The sequence below is a fragment of the Agrobacterium sp. GW821-FHT14E08 genome, from assembly GCF_058803865.1.
In genome coordinates, this window is the sequence record NZ_JBXAPJ010000002.1 from 46,124 (window position 1) to 62,250 (window position 16,127).

Sequence of the window (16,127 nt, forward strand, 5' to 3'; positions counted from 1 at the left end):
CGGTTTGTCCCACATTTCGAACGGCTATATCGCCGTTGTACGTCGTTTGCTCCACGTCTCAGGCGTATTGCGAAAATAGTTAACCGACCGCTAAAAGCCAGTCACAAGGCGTTTGAGCGACAGCGCGGCACAGCGCTTTCTTTCAGAACGTGGTCAGATAACCACAATCTGCGCCCCTTGCGGCACGCGTTCATAGAGGTCGATCACGTCCTGATTGAGCATGCGCACGCAGCCGGACGAGGTCGCCTTGCCGACGGACTGCCAGTCAGGCGTGCCGTGTACGCGGTAAAGCGTGTCCTTGCCGTCCTTGAAAATATAAAGCGCACGGGCGCCGAGCGGATTGTTGAGACCCGGCGTCATGCCGCCATTGGCGGCGGAAATGGAGGTGAGTTCCGGCTGGCGCTTTACCATTTCGTCGGGCGGTGTCCAGCGCGGCCACTTCGCCTTCCACTGGATCTTGCCGCGACCTGACCAGGCGTAGCCGTCACGTCCAAGGCCGACGCCGTAACGGATGGCCTTGCCGCCCGATTGCACCAGATAAAGGAAATGCTGCTTTGTATCGACGATGATGGTGCCCGGCGCTTCCGCCGTCTGGTAACTTACTTCCTGTCTCAAATAGCGCGGATCGATGCGGCTATAGGGAATGGCCGGCAGCGAACGGTCATCATCGCGGATCGGCCCATACATCACCCGGTGCAGCGGGTTGGAGACCGGCAGGCCATAGGTCGCCATCCGATCGGGTACGAGCGGCGAGCTCTGGCCCATGGCCCGCGGCGCGTTCATACCCTGAACCTGCGGTGCGCTGAGACCCTGGCCGCGCACCGGCGGGCCATATTCCTGATGGAAGCGGGTTCTGAACAGGTCCGGCGGGCGCGTGGAAAGCTGGCCCGGCTGCGGCGGCAGTTCCGGCTGGCGATTGGAGCTTACGGAATTGAAATTGAAGACGGGCGCGGTTTCCTGCACGAAGACGTCAGGGTTCATCCGGCTCGTATCCGTTACGAAAAGGCAGCCGCTCAACAGGGGCAGCAACGCAAGGCCCGCCAGAGAGGCCGCCCGGCGGCCGTTTTTCAATAGGAGTGCTGTCATCTGAACCGCTTCATGGAACCAACTGTGGCGGCAAGATGCACCACGCGGCTGGCGCGAAGCTGGTGTGGGTCTCTCAAAAAAAATCGAGAAACCGCATTTTTGCTCTTGAACCTCTAGTTGCTAGAGGTGCCAGATTGGCTGTCGATTGGAATTCAGGAGCGGAAATCATGAATATTTCGACACGCGACAATTTGAACAGCAACTCCGAGGAATTGACCTTCACGGTCGGCGGCATGGATTGCGGCAGCTGTGCTGCGAAGATCGAAACCGCGCTCTCGCGCCTGCCCGGCGTGGCCGATGTCAAGGTTTCCGTTGCGCGGGAGAGGCTGAACCTGTCGCTCGCCGAGAACAAAACGCCGGTCGCAAAGATCGAAGATACGCTGCGCAAGCTCGGCTTCAAACCGGCCCTGCTGCCACAGGAAAAGGCCCCGCAGGCAAAAATCGAGACCGAGCATCACGACCATTCATCGTGCGGTGGCCACCACCATGCCGACACGGAGGCGAAGGCTGACGGCAGCAATGCCCTGATCTTTTCTGTGGGCGGCATGGATTGCGGCAGCTGCGCGGCGAAGATCGAAACCGCGCTCTCGCGCCTGCCCGGTGTTGCCGACGTCAAGGTATCCGTCGCACGCGAAAGGCTGAACCTGTCGCTTGCAGAAAGCAAAACCCCGGTCGAAAAAATCGAGGACACGCTGCGCAAGCTCGGCTTCAAGCCCGCTTTGCTGCCGCAGGAAAAGGCTGCCCGCGAAAAGGTGGAGGATCATAATCACGACCACGGTTCGTGCAGCGGCCATGATCACGACCACGATCACAAGCATGACCATTCCGGGCATGACCATTCAGGCCACGATCACGCCGGCCATGATCACTCGGATCACGACCACGCAAATTGCGGCGGCCACGACCATGATCACGCCGGTCATTCGCATGACAAGGCGCAGACGGTGACGGCAGCAGCGCCGAGCGCTGAAGTCGGCCATGCCCACGGCGCGGATGAAAAAGGCGCCTGGTGGCGCACCGCAAAGGCCCGTAACACTTTCACCGGCACCATTCTGGTCGCGGTCGCCTATGCGGCGGAGCTGAGCTTTCCGGCCTGGGGCGGTTACGCCTTCATCGTCGCGACGCTGGTGACGCTGTTCCCCATTGCACGCAATGCCTTCAACGCGGCGCGTTTCGGCGCGATCTTCACCATCGAGATGCTGATGACGATTGCCGCCATCGGCGCGATCTTCATCGGCGAGGCGGAAGAGGCGGCCATCGTCGTGCTCCTGTTCTCCGTCGGTGAATTGCTGGAGGGCTTTGCGGCCGCTCGCGCCCGTTCGGGCATCAAGGCCCTTGGCTCGCTGCTGCCGAAAACGGCACTGGTGGAGGAAAACGGCGCGCTGCGTCAGGTCGCCGCCGATCAGGTGCGCATCGGCCAGGTGGTCGTGGCACGTCCGGGCGACCGTATCGCCGCCGATGGCGTGGTGATGGAAGGTGAATCGAGCGTCGACGAATCGCCGATGACCGGCGAGAGCATTCCCGTCGCCAAGGAAAAAGGCGCGCGCGTCTTTGCCGGCTCGATCAACCATGACGGTTCGCTGCGCATCCGCGTCGACCGCGCACCGGAAGACAACACGATCGCCCGCATCATCACGCTTGTCGAGGAAGCGCAGGATGCGCGCGCGCCGACCGAGCGCTTCATCCAGAACTTCTCACGTTATTACATGCCGCTGATCGTGGCGATCTCCGTGCTCACCATCATCGTGCCGCCGCTGGCAGGTCTCGGCGACTGGGACACCTGGATTTATCGCGGTCTCGCCTTGCTTCTGATCGGCTGCCCCTGCGCGCTCGTCATTTCCGTTCCCGCGGCCATCGCCTCCAGCCTTTCGGCTGCGGCACGCCACGGCATGCTGGTGAAGGGCGGCGCGGTCATTGAGATGCTGGCGCGCACCGAAACCGTCGCCTTCGACAAGACGGGCACGCTGACGCTTGGCGAACCTGTGGTGACCGACGTGGTGGCGCTTGATGGCAACGAGGTCGGGTTGATCGCCGAAGCGGCAACCATCGAGCATGAATCGAGCCATCCGCTGGCGCGGGCCATCGTCAACCACGCCGAAAAGGCTGGCGTGAAGCCGCTGCCCGGCTCCAACATCAAGGCGATTTCCGGTCGCGGCATGCAGGGCACTGTCGGCGGAAAGGACCTGTTCATTGGCGCGCCGCGCTTTGCAACCGAAGTCGGCACCCTCTCGAAGGACCTTGCCGATCGCATTTCCGCACTCGAAAGCGAAGGCAAGACGGTGGCTGTCGTGATGGCCGGCGGAACCGCAAGCGGCCTCTTCGCCATGCGCGACGAACCGCGCAAGGATGCGGCTGAAGGTGTCAAGGCGCTGAAGGACATGGGCATTTCCTCGCTGATGCTGTCGGGTGACAATGCCCGCACGGCGCGTGCCATCGGCAACAAGCTGGGCCTTGAAGCGCGCGGCGAACTCCTGCCGCAGAACAAGGTCGAGGAAATCCGCAAGCTGGCCGCCCAAAAGACCGTGGTGATGGTGGGTGACGGCATCAACGATGCGCCGGCGCTTGCCGCCGCCAGCGTCGGTGTCGCCATCGGCTCGGGCACGGATGTGGCGATGGAAGCGGCGGATGCGGCGCTGATGCGCAACAATGTCGGCGATGCGGCCCGCCTTATCGGCCTTTCGCGCGCCACGATGGCGAATATCCGCCAGAATGTGACGATCGCGCTTGGCCTGAAGGCGGTGTTTCTGGTGACGACGGTTACCGGCCTTTCCGGCCTGTGGCTCGCGGTCTTTGCCGATACCGGCGCGACGGTTCTCGTTACCGCCAATGCCATGCGGCTGCTCGGCTATTTCAAGAAGAGCGCCTGACTTCAGAAGAGCCGAAAGCCGCGAGCGGCTTTCGGCCTTTTATGTGAATTGATTGAAAAAGCGGATGCTTTCCGTCACCGCGCCCGGGACCACGCCATTGTGGGTTCCGGGCAGCAGTTTTTTGTCGACCTTGAAACCGGAAGACAAAGCACGATCGACAAACAGCTGGTGATCGGCATCAAAAGGCCGCTCTTCGTCACCACGCAGCAGCAGTGCCGGACATTTGAGGCTGGGGCCGAAACAGACCGAGGAGCGCATGATGAATTCGCGCTCGTCGGTTTCATCGAAACAGATCTCGTCCGAATAGCGGTTGAAGTAGCGCCATGAATTGACGCCTGCGGACATGGGCGCGGCGGCGCGAAATTTGCGGCTCATGGCCGCCAGCAGCGTCAGCGTGCCGCCATTGGAATGGCCGGCGATGAAGAACCGCTTTTTGTCGATGCCTGGCAGGTTTTCCAGATAGGCCGCAGCCGCCAGCGCATCCGCCGTTTCATCATAAAAACCGGAATAATTGCCGTTCTGGCCGTTCTCACCCCGGAAGGACGGGAGAAGCACGACGAAACCGGCTTCCCAATAGGGCTTCATCAGCGCCCAATGGCCGTCACCCGTGGCATTGCCGCCGTGGAGAAACACGACGGCTGGTTTCGGCGTCCCGGATGGCTGGTAGTGGGAGAGCCAGGCGACAAGCTCGATGGAGCCGTCAGGCCCGCCCGGATAGGTAACCCGTTCGGCACCGGGTGGCGTGCCGAGGGCTGAGGATTTTTCCGGTGCGGGCATCTTGCGCAGCAGATGGGTGTGGAAACGTCTGCGGGCCTCCGCATAGTCCTGTCTTTCGAGCGGCAGGACTTCGGGGGCGGAAAAACCCGCCGCGCTTGCACCCGGCGGCAAGAGCGCTGCCACCGAGGCGCCAATCGCGCCGACAAGCAGGCCGCGCCGCGTCAGGCTCGGGCAGATCACGCCGCTCTCTTCCTGTCCGAAAGGTGAGGAGAGAAAGCGTTTTTCTGCCATATGTGCACCTGAGGGCGGGAATGAGAATATTAGCAGTTCAACACTGCGGCGGGAAACTGTCCAATCACGGATTCGCGAATGACAACAATGTATTCGCAGGCATCGTGGCAATTTCGGGACAAGGAAGCACTACCCCTCCACACCATCGATCATCGCCACCAGCGTGGACAGCCGGTCCGCCTCCGCCGGCAGCTTGTCGGCCCTGAGCCGTGCGATGCGCGGGAAGCGCATGGCGACGCCGGATTTGTGTCGGGTGGAACGGTTGATGCCCTCAAAGGCCACCTCCAGCACGAAACCGAAATCCGGCGTGGCGCGCACCGCCCGCACCGGGCCGAAACGCTCGACCGTATTGTCACGTACGAACTTGTCCAGCACCTCCAGCTCCGCATCGGTGAAGCCGAAATAGGCCTTTCCGACAGGCACCAGCTGTTCGCCATCCTCGCCTTCCGCCCAGACACCGAAGGTGAAATCGGAATAATAGCTCGACCTTTTGCCGTGGCCGCGCTGCGCATACATCATCACGGCATCGATATTATAGGGATCGCGTTTCCACTTGAACCACGGCCCCTTGGCGCGGCCGGCCTGATAGGCGCTGTCGCGGCGCTTGATCATCACGCCCTCAATCACCGGATCGGGCGGGGCGGCGCGCAGCGTGTCGAGTTCCTGCCAGCTGGAGAAGCCGATCAGCGGCGAGAGGTCGAAACGGTCATGCGGGGCGTGCTCGATAATATCCGAAAGGCGGCCGCGGCGCTCCAGATAGGTCTGCGCGCGAATATCGCTCTCGCCCTCGAACAGCAGGTCATAGGCGCGGATGAAGGCGGGATAGTCATCCAGCATCTTCGCTGTCACCGTCTTGCGGTTCAGCCGCTGCTGCAGGTCGGAGAAGGTGCGGGTGAGATTGTTGGAGCGCGCTGTGCCGCCGATCAGCAACTCGCCATCCATCACGCCTTCGAAGTCAATCGCGTCAAGAACATCGGGAAAGGCGCCGGAAATATCGTCGCCCGAGCGGGAATAGAGTTTTCGTGTGCTCCCGGCGCGGGACAATTGCACGCGAATGCCGTCCCATTTCCATTCGGCGGCGTAGTCGGCCGGGTCCAGCGCATCAAGGTCGCCATCGGAAACCGGTGTCGCCAGCATCACCGAATGGAAGATGGCCGGCGTCGCCAGCACCGGCCACCCGGATTTCCCCTCAAGCCAGGCGAAAAGTTGCGTATAGGGCGGTGCCAGCCCGTGCCAGAGGGTCTCGATTTCGGTGATGTCTTTCCCGGCAAAATCCGCCAGCGCCTGCCGGGCCAGCCGCGCCGAAACGCCGATGCGCAGGCTGCCGGTGGCGAGTTTGAGGAAAGCGAAACGCGAGGACGTATCGAGCCGGTCGAGAAGATCGCGCACCGCGCTGCGCACCTCGGTGCGGCCGAGCGAATTCATCAATGTGACGACGTCGCCGAGGCGCGGGTCCTGCGCCTCGGAATCATCCGCGCCGCCGATATTGCCCCAGACCAGCGATATGGTCTCGGCCAGATCACCGACATAATCATAGGAATAGCGAAACAGCACCTCGTCCATCCGCTCCAGCACCAGCTCGCGCAGCAGGGCGGGTTTGACGCTTTTGAGATCCAGCGTGCCGGCAATCGCCGCCAGCCCGTAACCCCGGTCGGGATCGGGCGTATCGCGGAAATAATCTGTCAGCAGCTTCAGTTTGCCGTTGCGCGAGGGGGTGAGAACGAGCCGGTCGAGCAGCGTCGCGAAGGCTTTCATCTCAATCCCCCTCATCCTCGTAACCGACAAGATGCAGCGGCTTGGCGGCAATGCCCTGCAATTCGCACCAGCGCACCAGCGCCTCCTCACGGCCATGGGTGACCCAGACGGCCTGCGGGGAAATTTCCCTGATCGTCTCCAGGAGTTCCGGCCAGTCGCAATGATCTGATATCACCAGCGGCAGCTCCACACCGCCCTGTTTGGCGCGTTGCCGCACCATCATCCAGCCGGAGGCGAAAGCGATGAGCGGTTCGTTGAAGCGCCGCGCCCAACGTTCCTGAAAAGCCGAGGGTGGACCGACGACAATCGCGCCCTTGAAGGCGGAGGGATCGCTTTTTTCGAGCGTTGCGGGGCGCAGATCGCCGAGATCGATGCCCTGCGAGACGTAATAATCGCAAAGCCGCGCCAGCGCGCCGTGAATATAGATGGGATCGGAATAACCGTTGTCCCGCAAAAGCCGGATGACGCGCTGCGCCTTGCCGAGCGAATAGGCTCCGACAAGATGGGTCCGTTCGGGAAACTGTTTGATGGAGGTGAGCAGCTTGCCGATTTCCACGCGCGGCAGCGGATGGTGAAACACCGGCAGGCCGAAGGTGGCCTCGGTGATGAAGACATCGCAGGGAACGGTCTCGAAGGGCGCACAGGTGGGATCGACCCCGCGCTTGTAATCACCAGACGCGACGATGCGCAGGCCGTTCATTTCCACGGAGATTTGCGCCGAACCCAGCACATGGCCGGCGGGATGGAAACCGACGGTGACGCCATTCACCTCCACCCTCTCACCGAACGCGACCGCCTGCTCGCTGCCGCAGAAATCCTCACCATAACGGATACGCATGATATCCAGCGTCTGGCGCGTGGCCAGCACCGCGCCATGGCCCGCGCGGGCGTGATCGGAATGGCCATGGGTAATGAGCGCCCGCGCCACCGGGCGCACGGGATCGATATAAAAATCGCCCGCCGGACAATAAAGGCCCTTGGGCGTGGAATTCAGGAGCTGTTCCGGCTTCATATTCATTGAGATAGGGCCGCCCGCGCGAATGTAAAGTGCTGCGAGCATAACGCGGAACGGGCGTTAAATTTCCAGTGGGGGTGTTTTTGTTTTGCCACCCGTCATTTCGGCGTTGAGCCGGGGCTGTACGCTGATCGGCGGGGACAAGTCTTCGCAAAAGCGGGACATAAAACGCGCAATCGGGATGGCGCAGACAATAGGAAGGGATGGCCGTGACGGAATTTAGCCAATTCGATGTGTCGGACTATCTGGATAGCGATGAAGCCATGATCGAATATCTGGCGGTCGCGATGGAAGACGAAAACCCTGACGTGTTCATTGCTGCCCTTGGCGCCGTCGCCAGGGCGCGCGGAATGTCACATGTTGCGGATGCTTCGGGTCTGGGCCGTGAAAGCCTCTACAAAGCACTTAAGCCCGGTTCGAAGCTTCGCTATGAAACCGTGCAGAAAGTCCTGCATGCACTGGGCTTCCGACTGGCCGTCGAAAAATCATTGAGCGCCGCGTAAGGCTGGGATTTACGCCAGCCTTACAACTACGCGTCACTACTCCCCCGCCCCTTCCGCCGGCTTTGCCTGTACCGCCGCCGGCAGTCGCACCGGTTTCAGCATCAGCGCCGCCGCAAGGCCGATGGCGGCGGTTGCGGCTGCGGCGAAGAAGAGCGGCGTAAACGCATCCGAATAGAGCGAGGCGACGGCGGCTTGCGAGGCGGCCGGGAGTTCGGAGAGCATTTTCGGCGTCAGTTCCTCGATCTTGCCGACACCGGGAATATCGACCGCCACGCCCTTGAGGCTCGATGACACGATGGCGCCATAGACCGAGATGGCGATGGCAGCACCACCCATGCGGGTCAGCGTTACCGCACCGCTCGCCGCACCGATATCCGCCTTGGGCGCGGAATTCTGCACGCCGATGATCGGCGCCTGCTGGCCGAGGCCGACAGCAAAGCCTTGTGCCAACATGAGGACCGCAATGACCCAAAGCGGCGTTCCGGCATGCATCTGCGTGAACAGCAGCATGGCGATGAGGTTGATGGAAAGACCCGCCACCGAGAAGGGCTTGTAGACGCCGGTGATCGAAATCAGCCGTCCCGCCGAAAGCGAGCCCATGACGATGCCGCTGGTGACGGCGATGAAGAACAGGCCGGCATGGGAGGGCGAAAGCCCGGTCGTGGTCTGCAGGAACAGGGCGTAATAATTGACCATGCCGATACCGATGCCGCCGCTGGTCAGCGACACGATCATCAAGAGCGGAAAGGTGCTGTCCTTGAAGAGACGCAGCGGCACGACCGGTTCCGGCGCGCGGCGTTCCACCTGCACCCAGAGGAAAGCGGCGATGACGGCGAAAGCGATGATGCCGAGGCTGGGGCCTGCGATCAGCGAGCCGAACAATTCACTGCTGTCTGCCCAGAAGACCACGCTGGCAATGGTGGCTGCCAAGAGCACCGCGCCGAGATAATCGATCTTCGGCTGGCGGGCCGGGCGGCGATACGGCAGCATCAGCGCCAGTCCTGTAATGACGATAATGCCAAGCGGAAGGTTGATGAGGAAGATCGACCGCCAGCCGAACAGGTCGCTCATCGTGCCGCCGAGGATCGGGCCGACGCTGCCGGATGCCATGATGGTGAGGCTGGAATAGCTCTGGTAGCGGGCGCGCTCGCGCGGCTCGAACAGATCCGCATTGACGGAGAAGATCGACACCATGATGCCGCCGCCGCCAAGCCCCTGCAGAACGCGGGCGGCAATCAGCGAATCCATCGACCATGCCAGACCGCAGGCGAGCGAGCCGAGCGTGAAGATGACGACCGCCGCGATCATCACATATTTACGGCCGAACAGATCGCCGAGCTTGCCATAAACAGGCATGACCGCGCTGGTCGCCAGAAGATAGGCCGAGCCGATCCAGCCGAAACGCTCCAGCGCGCCGAACTCGCCGACGATGGTGGGAAGTGCTGTCGATACGATCTGGTTATCGAGGGTCGCCATGAACATGGCCAGCATCAGGAACAGAAAGACGATAAGCCTGCGCCGATGATCCGACACAAGCGGCGCCACGGGGGCGGTGGACATATCCATGAAAAATCTCGTTGGCTTCCGGCAGTTTTGCTGCGACAATTTGTGTGCTATCAGCATATATATGTCAATGGCAAGTTTTTGACATCTGTGCTAATGCCGCTAAATGTGATCGGAAAACAGCATCGAAAGGGACGATGAAGCGTGGCGACTGAGGAAAACTGGAACGAGGATCTGCCCGAGGACATCAAGCGGATCGGCAATACGATGACGCGCATGCGCATCATGATCGGCCGTCGCATCATCGGCCGCATGGCGCTTGCCAAGCTCGCTCCGGGTCTCGAACTCTCCCACATCGACGTTCTCGATATTCTGCGCCGGGCGGAAGGCGATGTTACCGTGGGTGCGATTGCCGAGGGCATGCGCATCGACCCCTCGCGCGGCAGCCGGGTGGTGGCGGATATGGTCGGGCGCGGCCTGCTGAAACGCGGCGTTTCCCAGGAAGATGGCCGCCGCAGCATTGTCGAGATCACGCCGCTTGGCACCAGTCTTTTGCAGGAAATGCGCCGGACCAAGATGAGTGTCATCGAGGACGTGATGGATGGATGGCCGGCGGAGGATGTGGAGACATTCGCGCGCCTGTTCGAACGTTTCATCGACCGTTTCGAATACCGGTTGTCGCCGGATACGGACTTTCTGACGGATCAGAAAAAATCATAGCTGGCCCCGTCATCTGCAACTTCACTTTAAAAGTGCAAAACCGTAACGTGCCGCATCGAAAAGGCCGGAGCACGCCGTTTGCCGACATCGTCGGCCGTATTCTGCTTTTTGTTTTCCGCATTGTCCGGACGTAAAACTGCGACGCGGTTTTTACTGGAAATGCTCTCAAGGGGGTAAATTCGATGTTGACGATCTACGGTGTCTACCGTTCCCGCGCCACGCGCACGCTGTGGCTTGCGGGGGAACTGGGCATAGAATTCAAGCATGTGCCCGTGATACAGGCCCGTCGCCTTGCCGATCCGCTGGCTGCGGATGCGCCGCTCAACACGCTGTCTCCCGCATTTCTCGCCGTCAACCCGATGGGCACCATTCCCTGCATCGAGGATGACGGCATGGTGCTTTACGAATCCATGGCCATCAATCTTTATCTCGCCCGCAAATATGGCGGGCCGCTCGCCCCCATCGATCTGAAGGAAGATGCGGCGATGCTGCAATGGTCCTTCTTCGCCGCCACCGAAGTCGAAACCAATTCGCTGAAGATTTCCTCCGCCATTGCCGAAGGCCTGTCGGAAAGCGATAGCGGCAAGGCCGTGATCGATGTCGCCGCCCGGCTGCTGAAACGCCCCTTCCGGGTGCTGGAGCAGCATCTTTCCAGCCATGATTATCTGGTGGGCGACCGTTTCACCGTTGCCGATCTCAACGCGGCGGAAATCGTTCGTTACGCGCAGGGCCACCAGCCGCTGTTCGATGCCCATCCGGCGTTGAAAGCCTGGCTCGCCCGCTGCCAGGCGCGCACGGCGTTCAAGACGATGTGGGACAGCCGGGCCGCCGAGGCGGCCTGAGCGGTTAAGCCCCTTACCCCTCCGTCATGCCGGACCTGATCCGGCATCCAGCCAGCCCAAGTCCTTGGGCTGAAAGGGGTCCTTCTCGCCGCGCAGACGCGCGTCGGCTGGATTCCGGCTCAGGGCCGGAATGACGGAAATACTGGGCCTCTCAGCCCCTCTCTCCCGCCAGCGCCCGCTGCACCGCCGGGCGGTCGTTCATGCGGCGGAAGTGGTCGTGCACCTTCGGGAAACGGGCAATATCCACCCCATCGCTCTCCAGCCAGCCGGACATGACGAAAAGATAGGGATCGGCAACCGAATAGGCGGTGCCCAGAACCCACGGACCGTGCAGCAGGCCGTGCTCGATCAGTTCGAAGCACTCACCCATGGTCTGCGGCACCTTTGCCTTCATATCCGCCAGAGACGCATCTTCATTCGCCCAGCGGCTGCCACGGCGACCATGCGCATGGGCGACATGCACCGTGGAAGAGATGAAGGCGTTGAAGGACTGCATGACGGCAAATTCGAAGGGATCATCGAGCGGCGCGAGTTTCTTCTCCGGCGCCATCTGGGCGATGAAGGCGAGGATGGCGGGCGTCTCGGTCAGCACGCCGCTCGCCGTGGCCAGTGCCGGCACGCGGCCCTTCGGGTTGATCTTCAAAAATGTCTCGGAGCGCTGTTCGCCCTCGGCGAAATTGACGCGATGGGCCGTGTAAGGCAGGCCGGATTCCTCAAGCACGATATGGCTGGCGCGCGAGCAGGAACCGGGGGAGAAAAACAATGTGAACATGGATATGCGACCTCCGGGACAAATGAAGGCGCCCACCTCCTCGTGTTGCGGGCGCCGGGCCCTGGCCGCAGCCAGGGGTTGGCCGCCTTGCACAAGGGCGAGCCATCATCGTGCCGGCAGCTGGCTGCGTCAAAGGTTTTATCGCATTTTTAGCGGCCGATTTTACAGCCCGACGACTCTGACATCGCCGACATGGATGCCGTTCCAGTTGCGCATCTGCCGGTTCGCCATGCCAAGCAAAGCCTGCTGCTCTTCGCTGCCTTCATCGAAATAGCGCGCAAGCAATGCCGAGACCATGGCTTCCGCCGCACGCGTCGTGCCGTCTTCGCATTTAACCGCCATGGCAATGCCCTTTTCCGGCAGAGCAGCGACAAAAACGCCCTCCGCGCCGGTCTTTGCGAAGATTTTTCCCGGCGCGACCTGCATCAGTTTCGTGCAGGCGCGGCCGGTGCCCGCCACGTAAAAGGGCTCCGCCATGCAGGCCTCGACGAGACGGCGCGAGGCTTTCGCACGGCCCGTTTCCAGCCCCCTGCCCGTCGCCATTTTCGCGAAACCATGCGCCAGCCCTTTCAGCGGAACGGCATAGGTGGGGATGGAGCAGCCATCCACGCCGCAATTGTCCTGACCGAGAGCAGCACCCGTCAGGCTTGCCATCGTGGCGCGGATTTCCTGCTGCAGCGGATGATCGTAACTGACATAGCCCTTGGGGTCGGTGCCGGTGTGGCAGCAGGCGCAGATAAAACCGGAATGTTTGCCGGAGCAATTATTGTGGAGCGCCGTCGGCTTTTCCAGCGTGCGGGCCTGATGGATGATGGTTTTCTGGTCGGAAGACCAGTGCGCACCGCATTCCAGCGTATCGGCATCCCTGCCCGCTTTCGCCAGCATCGAAGCGGCGAGCTCCACATGCGCGTCCTCGCCGGAATGGGAGGAGCAGGCAAGCGCCAGTTCGCGGTTGCCAAAGCCATAGGCATCCGCAGCACCGCTTTCCACCAGCGGCAGCGCCTGCATGGCCTTGCAGGCGGAACGCGGGAAGATACCGCGCTCGATATCGCCAGCCGAAAACAGCACGCCGCCATCGCCATCCACCACCACGGCAAGGCCCTGATGGCGGCTTTCCACGAGGTTGCCGCGGGTGACTTCGACGGTAACGGAATTGTTCATTTTCGCAGCCTCAAAAAATTCTGATTTCATGTGGTTGATACCGCAATTGATTTTTCGATGCACGGGGCTATCAGTGAAATTTGCAAAACGTCTGCTGCTGGCGATTGCCGTTATCTATCTGCTTCCCGCGCTGGCATCGGCCGGGCTGTGGGCCATGAAAGACCATCCGCGCGGCTGGAACGCCGCAAGATGGTCGTCCTCCGGCATGCTGCCGGCGGCGTCCAGCAACGGCGAAGCCGCCGTCTATGTCTTTTCCGCCATGACCGGCGGTTTCAAGGGCTCCGTCGCCAGCCATGCCTGGGTCGTTCTGAAAAAGCCCGGTGCTACGAGCTATGACCGTTACGACAAGGTGGGCTGGGGCACGCCGATCCGCCACAATGGTTATGCGGCGGATGCCTACTGGTATTCCAACATGCCGCGCCAGGTGGTGGCCATTCACAGCGCGGAAGCGGAAAAGCTCATCCCGAAGATCGAAAAGGCGATTGCCGATTACCCCTATGGCCGGCCGGGCGGCTACCGCATCTATCCCGGCCCCAACTCCAACACCTTCGTCGCCCATGTGCTGCGCAGCGTGCCGGAACTCGGCGTCGTGCTGCCGCCGGATGCCGTGGGCCGCGATTATCTGCCAGAGGGCGCGTTTTACCACATCGCCGATGACTGGAAGGATGTTAGCGTTTCGCTCGGCGGCCTGTTCGGCGTTTCGGCCGGTGTGCGCAGCGGTTTCGAGATCAATTTTCTCGGTCTTGTCGCCGGCATCGATTTCAGCCGGCCGGGCGTGAAGATACCGGGGCTCGGTTATTTCGGCGTGGCGGGCATCCGCGCATAAAAGGTTAGGTTTCGCTGGCCTGAGCGGCGCGCCGGGCGCGGATGCTCTGGGCGATGAAGACCCGCGACAGGCCGTGATAAAGCGGCTCGCGGGAGAAAAGCCGCGATGTCAGATATCCGAGCATCGATGCGGCCATGATAGGCATGACGCCTTCATGATTGCCGGTCATTTCAAGGATGATGACAAAGGCCGTCATCGGCGCCTGCACCACGCCCGCAAAATAACCCGCCATACCGACGATGGCGCCAAGGCCAATGCTGGTGCCGAGCAGCGAGGCCATGGTGCTGCCGAAACCCGCGCCCACCGAAAGCGACGGCGCAAAGATGCCGCCCGGAATACCCGACATCATGGCAAGGAACGTCGCCACCAGTTTTTCGATGAAGAAGAATGCCGGCGCGGCCTCGCCCTCGATTGCCGAGCGCGCCTGTTCGTAACCGGTTCCGAAGGTCGCGCCGCCCGTTGCGATGCCGAGGACGGCGGAGGCAAGGCCGCAGGCGGCGGCGACCGCCAGCATCCGCTTCAGCGGCATGGCCTGCGCGAAGCGCCGGATGCGGGCGGAAAGACGCAGGGCGCCTGCGCTGAACAGCGCGCCGAACGCGCCGCCGCCAATGCCGCAGACCAGAACCAGCAGCCAGTCCATGGTCGTTTTCGCCATCACCGAACTGGTGCCGAAATAGGTATAGCTGCCGACCAGCGCCAGCGAAGCGAGGCCCGACAGGATGACGGCGGTGAGGACGAGGCCATTGGCGCGGGATTCATAGGTCTTGCTCATTTCCTCGATGGCGAAGACGATGCCGGCGAGCGGCGTGTTGAAGGCCGCCGCGATGCCCGCCGCCGAGCCAGCGAGAATGAGGCCCTTCGCCTGCGCCATGCCGCCCCAGCGGGCGGCCTGCAGCATGATCGAAGCGCCAACCTGAACGGTGGGGCCCTCACGGCCGATGGAAGCACCGGACAAAAGCCCGGCCACCGTCAGCACCACCTTGCCGAAGGCGAGTTTCAGCGACAGAAGCCGCGAACGGTCCGCATCTTCCCGCAGGTGCCGCGCGGCGATGGCCTGCGGAATGCCGCTCCCGCCGGCATTGGGGAAAACCGTGATCGCGAGCCAGGCGCAGAGCGTGAAGCCGAGCGGCGTGATGATGAGCGGCAGCAGAAACGCCCATTCGCCCGATGAGGTCGCCGCAAAGAAAAGGTGCTGGGCGCGATCCGCCGCCCAGGCAAAGCCAACGCTGATAAGGCCAACCGCAATCGCGCCAATCCAGAAAACCGCCCTCGGCCTCCACACCCGCCAGGAGCCCCAGACGACACGGGAACGGCGGAGCATCTTCAGCTTTTTGTAGTCGACGGGCATGGCGGTCCAGATCGGTGATTTTGATGGTCGTCATCAGGCGGGAAGTCCGTTTATCCGCCTCTCGGGCGGGGATTGCAAGGTTTTGCATTTGACAGGCCGCCCCTATCGGCGCACTCTTGGCATCGCAATTGCAACGCATGGAGACGCAATATGAAAACGGCGACATTGCCTTCGCTGCGGGTAACGGCGGATTTTCGCGAGGCGGCGGAAAGCGTGCTGAAGGACGGCGAAACGCTCTCTTCCTTCGTTGAGGATTCCGTGCGCAGGCAGGTGGAAATCCGTAAATCACAGGCAGAGTTCATTGCGCGCGGGCTGGCCTCGCTCGAAGATGCTGAGCGCACCGGTGTCTATTATACCACCGACGATGTTCTTTCGATGATGCAAAAGAAACTTGATGCTGCGAAAGCCGCGAAGCGGAAATGACGTATGAGCTTCGCTATACCGAAGAAGCCTTGGCCGATTTTGATCGCATCTATGATTTTCTGATCGCCTACGACATCGATGTGGCTGAGAAAGCGATCCGCGCCATAAGAGCAGGACTGGAGATTCTCGGCGATTTTCCCTTCAGTTGCCGCAAGGCATCTGCCGAAAACAGCCTCATACGCGAGCTCCTCGTGCCCTTCGGTTCCTCCGGCTATATCGTGCTGTTCCGCATTGATGGCCCGGAAACCGTCACCATTGCCGCCGTTCGCCACCAGCGCGAGGATGATTACCATTGACC

General features: G+C 61.7%; 15 protein-coding genes. 7 read left to right on the plus strand and 8 right to left on the minus strand.

The genetic code is table 11. The features are described 5' to 3' along the window. Positions 1 to 153 precede the first annotated feature (153 nt). Entirely contained in the window at positions 154 to 1,086 is a 933-nt protein-coding gene (locus tag AC1ROR_RS09025; protein WP_498589223.1) for a L,D-transpeptidase, read from the minus strand. Between the two features lie 167 nt (positions 1,087 to 1,253). Between AC1ROR_RS09025 and AC1ROR_RS09030 the strand changes: the two genes are divergently transcribed. After that, the gene (locus AC1ROR_RS09030) at positions 1,254 to 3,953 is read left to right on the plus strand and encodes a heavy metal translocating P-type ATPase (protein ID WP_498589224.1); all 2,700 of its coding nucleotides are present in this window, start codon (positions 1,254 to 1,256) and stop codon (positions 3,951 to 3,953) included. Between the two features lie 39 nt (positions 3,954 to 3,992). Here the strand turns inward: AC1ROR_RS09030 and AC1ROR_RS09035 are convergent, their stop codons facing one another. The 3 genes from AC1ROR_RS09035 to AC1ROR_RS09045 form a co-directional block, all read right to left on the minus strand. Continuing rightward, positions 3,993 to 4,961, minus strand: a complete 969-nt coding sequence (locus tag AC1ROR_RS09035) for an alpha/beta hydrolase family protein (protein ID WP_498589225.1) — start codon at positions 4,959 to 4,961, stop codon at positions 3,993 to 3,995. Positions 4,962 to 5,090: 129 nt separating this feature from the next. Beyond that, on the minus strand, positions 5,091 to 6,716 hold the full coding sequence (locus AC1ROR_RS09040) for a cisplatin damage response ATP-dependent DNA ligase (RefSeq protein ID WP_498589226.1): 1,626 nt from the start codon (positions 6,714 to 6,716) through the stop codon (positions 5,091 to 5,093). Between the two features lies 1 nt (position 6,717). Then, positions 6,718 to 7,728 carry a ligase-associated DNA damage response exonuclease gene (locus tag AC1ROR_RS09045; RefSeq protein ID WP_498589584.1) on the minus strand — a complete coding sequence of 337 codons (1,011 nt, stop codon included), beginning with the start codon at positions 7,726 to 7,728 and terminating at the stop codon, positions 6,718 to 6,720. 206 nt (positions 7,729 to 7,934) lie between these two features. On the opposite strand from AC1ROR_RS09045, the gene AC1ROR_RS09050 reads away from it, so the two are divergent. Next, complete coding sequence (locus tag AC1ROR_RS09050) at positions 7,935 to 8,234, plus strand: addiction module antidote protein (protein WP_080833761.1); 300 nt, start codon at positions 7,935 to 7,937, stop codon at positions 8,232 to 8,234. A gap of 36 nt (positions 8,235 to 8,270) precedes the next feature. Here AC1ROR_RS09050 and AC1ROR_RS09055 read toward each other — a convergent pair whose 3' ends face one another. Continuing rightward, the gene (locus tag AC1ROR_RS09055; RefSeq protein ID WP_498589227.1) at positions 8,271 to 9,800 is read right to left on the minus strand and encodes an MDR family MFS transporter; all 1,530 of its coding nucleotides are present in this window, start codon (positions 9,798 to 9,800) and stop codon (positions 8,271 to 8,273) included. A 141-nt stretch (positions 9,801 to 9,941) separates the two neighbouring features. On the opposite strand from AC1ROR_RS09055, the gene AC1ROR_RS09060 reads away from it, so the two are divergent. After that, on the plus strand, positions 9,942 to 10,457 hold the full coding sequence (locus tag AC1ROR_RS09060) for a MarR family winged helix-turn-helix transcriptional regulator (protein ID WP_020812499.1): 516 nt from the start codon (positions 9,942 to 9,944) through the stop codon (positions 10,455 to 10,457). A gap of 182 nt (positions 10,458 to 10,639) precedes the next feature. Then, positions 10,640 to 11,299: a glutathione S-transferase family protein gene (locus AC1ROR_RS09065; RefSeq protein WP_035218451.1), complete on the plus strand. Its 660-nt coding sequence runs from the start codon at positions 10,640 to 10,642 to the stop codon at positions 11,297 to 11,299. A 151-nt stretch (positions 11,300 to 11,450) separates the two neighbouring features. Here the strand turns inward: AC1ROR_RS09065 and AC1ROR_RS09070 are convergent, their stop codons facing one another. After that, entirely contained in the window at positions 11,451 to 12,071 is a 621-nt protein-coding gene (locus AC1ROR_RS09070) for a glutathione S-transferase family protein (protein WP_080833757.1), read from the minus strand. Between the two features lie 162 nt (positions 12,072 to 12,233). Beyond that, positions 12,234 to 13,232 carry an asparaginase gene (locus tag AC1ROR_RS09075; protein WP_498589228.1) on the minus strand — a complete coding sequence of 333 codons (999 nt, stop codon included), beginning with the start codon at positions 13,230 to 13,232 and terminating at the stop codon, positions 12,234 to 12,236. A gap of 73 nt (positions 13,233 to 13,305) precedes the next feature. Between AC1ROR_RS09075 and AC1ROR_RS09080 the strand changes: the two genes are divergently transcribed. After that, positions 13,306 to 14,058 (plus strand): DUF3750 domain-containing protein, encoded by a 753-nt coding sequence (locus AC1ROR_RS09080; RefSeq protein ID WP_498589229.1) that lies wholly within the window; start codon positions 13,306 to 13,308, stop codon positions 14,056 to 14,058. A 4-nt stretch (positions 14,059 to 14,062) separates the two neighbouring features. Here AC1ROR_RS09080 and AC1ROR_RS09085 read toward each other — a convergent pair whose 3' ends face one another. Next, positions 14,063 to 15,406 (minus strand): chloride channel protein, encoded by a 1,344-nt coding sequence (locus tag AC1ROR_RS09085; protein ID WP_498589230.1) that lies wholly within the window; start codon positions 15,404 to 15,406, stop codon positions 14,063 to 14,065. A 150-nt stretch (positions 15,407 to 15,556) separates the two neighbouring features. Between AC1ROR_RS09085 and AC1ROR_RS09090 the strand changes: the two genes are divergently transcribed. Both AC1ROR_RS09090 and AC1ROR_RS09095 read left to right on the plus strand, forming a co-directional pair. Beyond that, complete coding sequence (locus tag AC1ROR_RS09090) at positions 15,557 to 15,829, plus strand: YlcI/YnfO family protein (RefSeq protein WP_498589231.1); 273 nt, start codon at positions 15,557 to 15,559, stop codon at positions 15,827 to 15,829. Beyond that, a complete protein-coding gene (locus AC1ROR_RS09095; protein WP_003522214.1) occupies positions 15,826 to 16,125 on the plus strand; it encodes a type II toxin-antitoxin system RelE/ParE family toxin in 300 nt (99 codons plus the stop codon). The genes AC1ROR_RS09090 and AC1ROR_RS09095 overlap by 4 nt, the downstream gene beginning before the upstream one ends. Positions 16,126 to 16,127 lie beyond the last annotated feature (2 nt).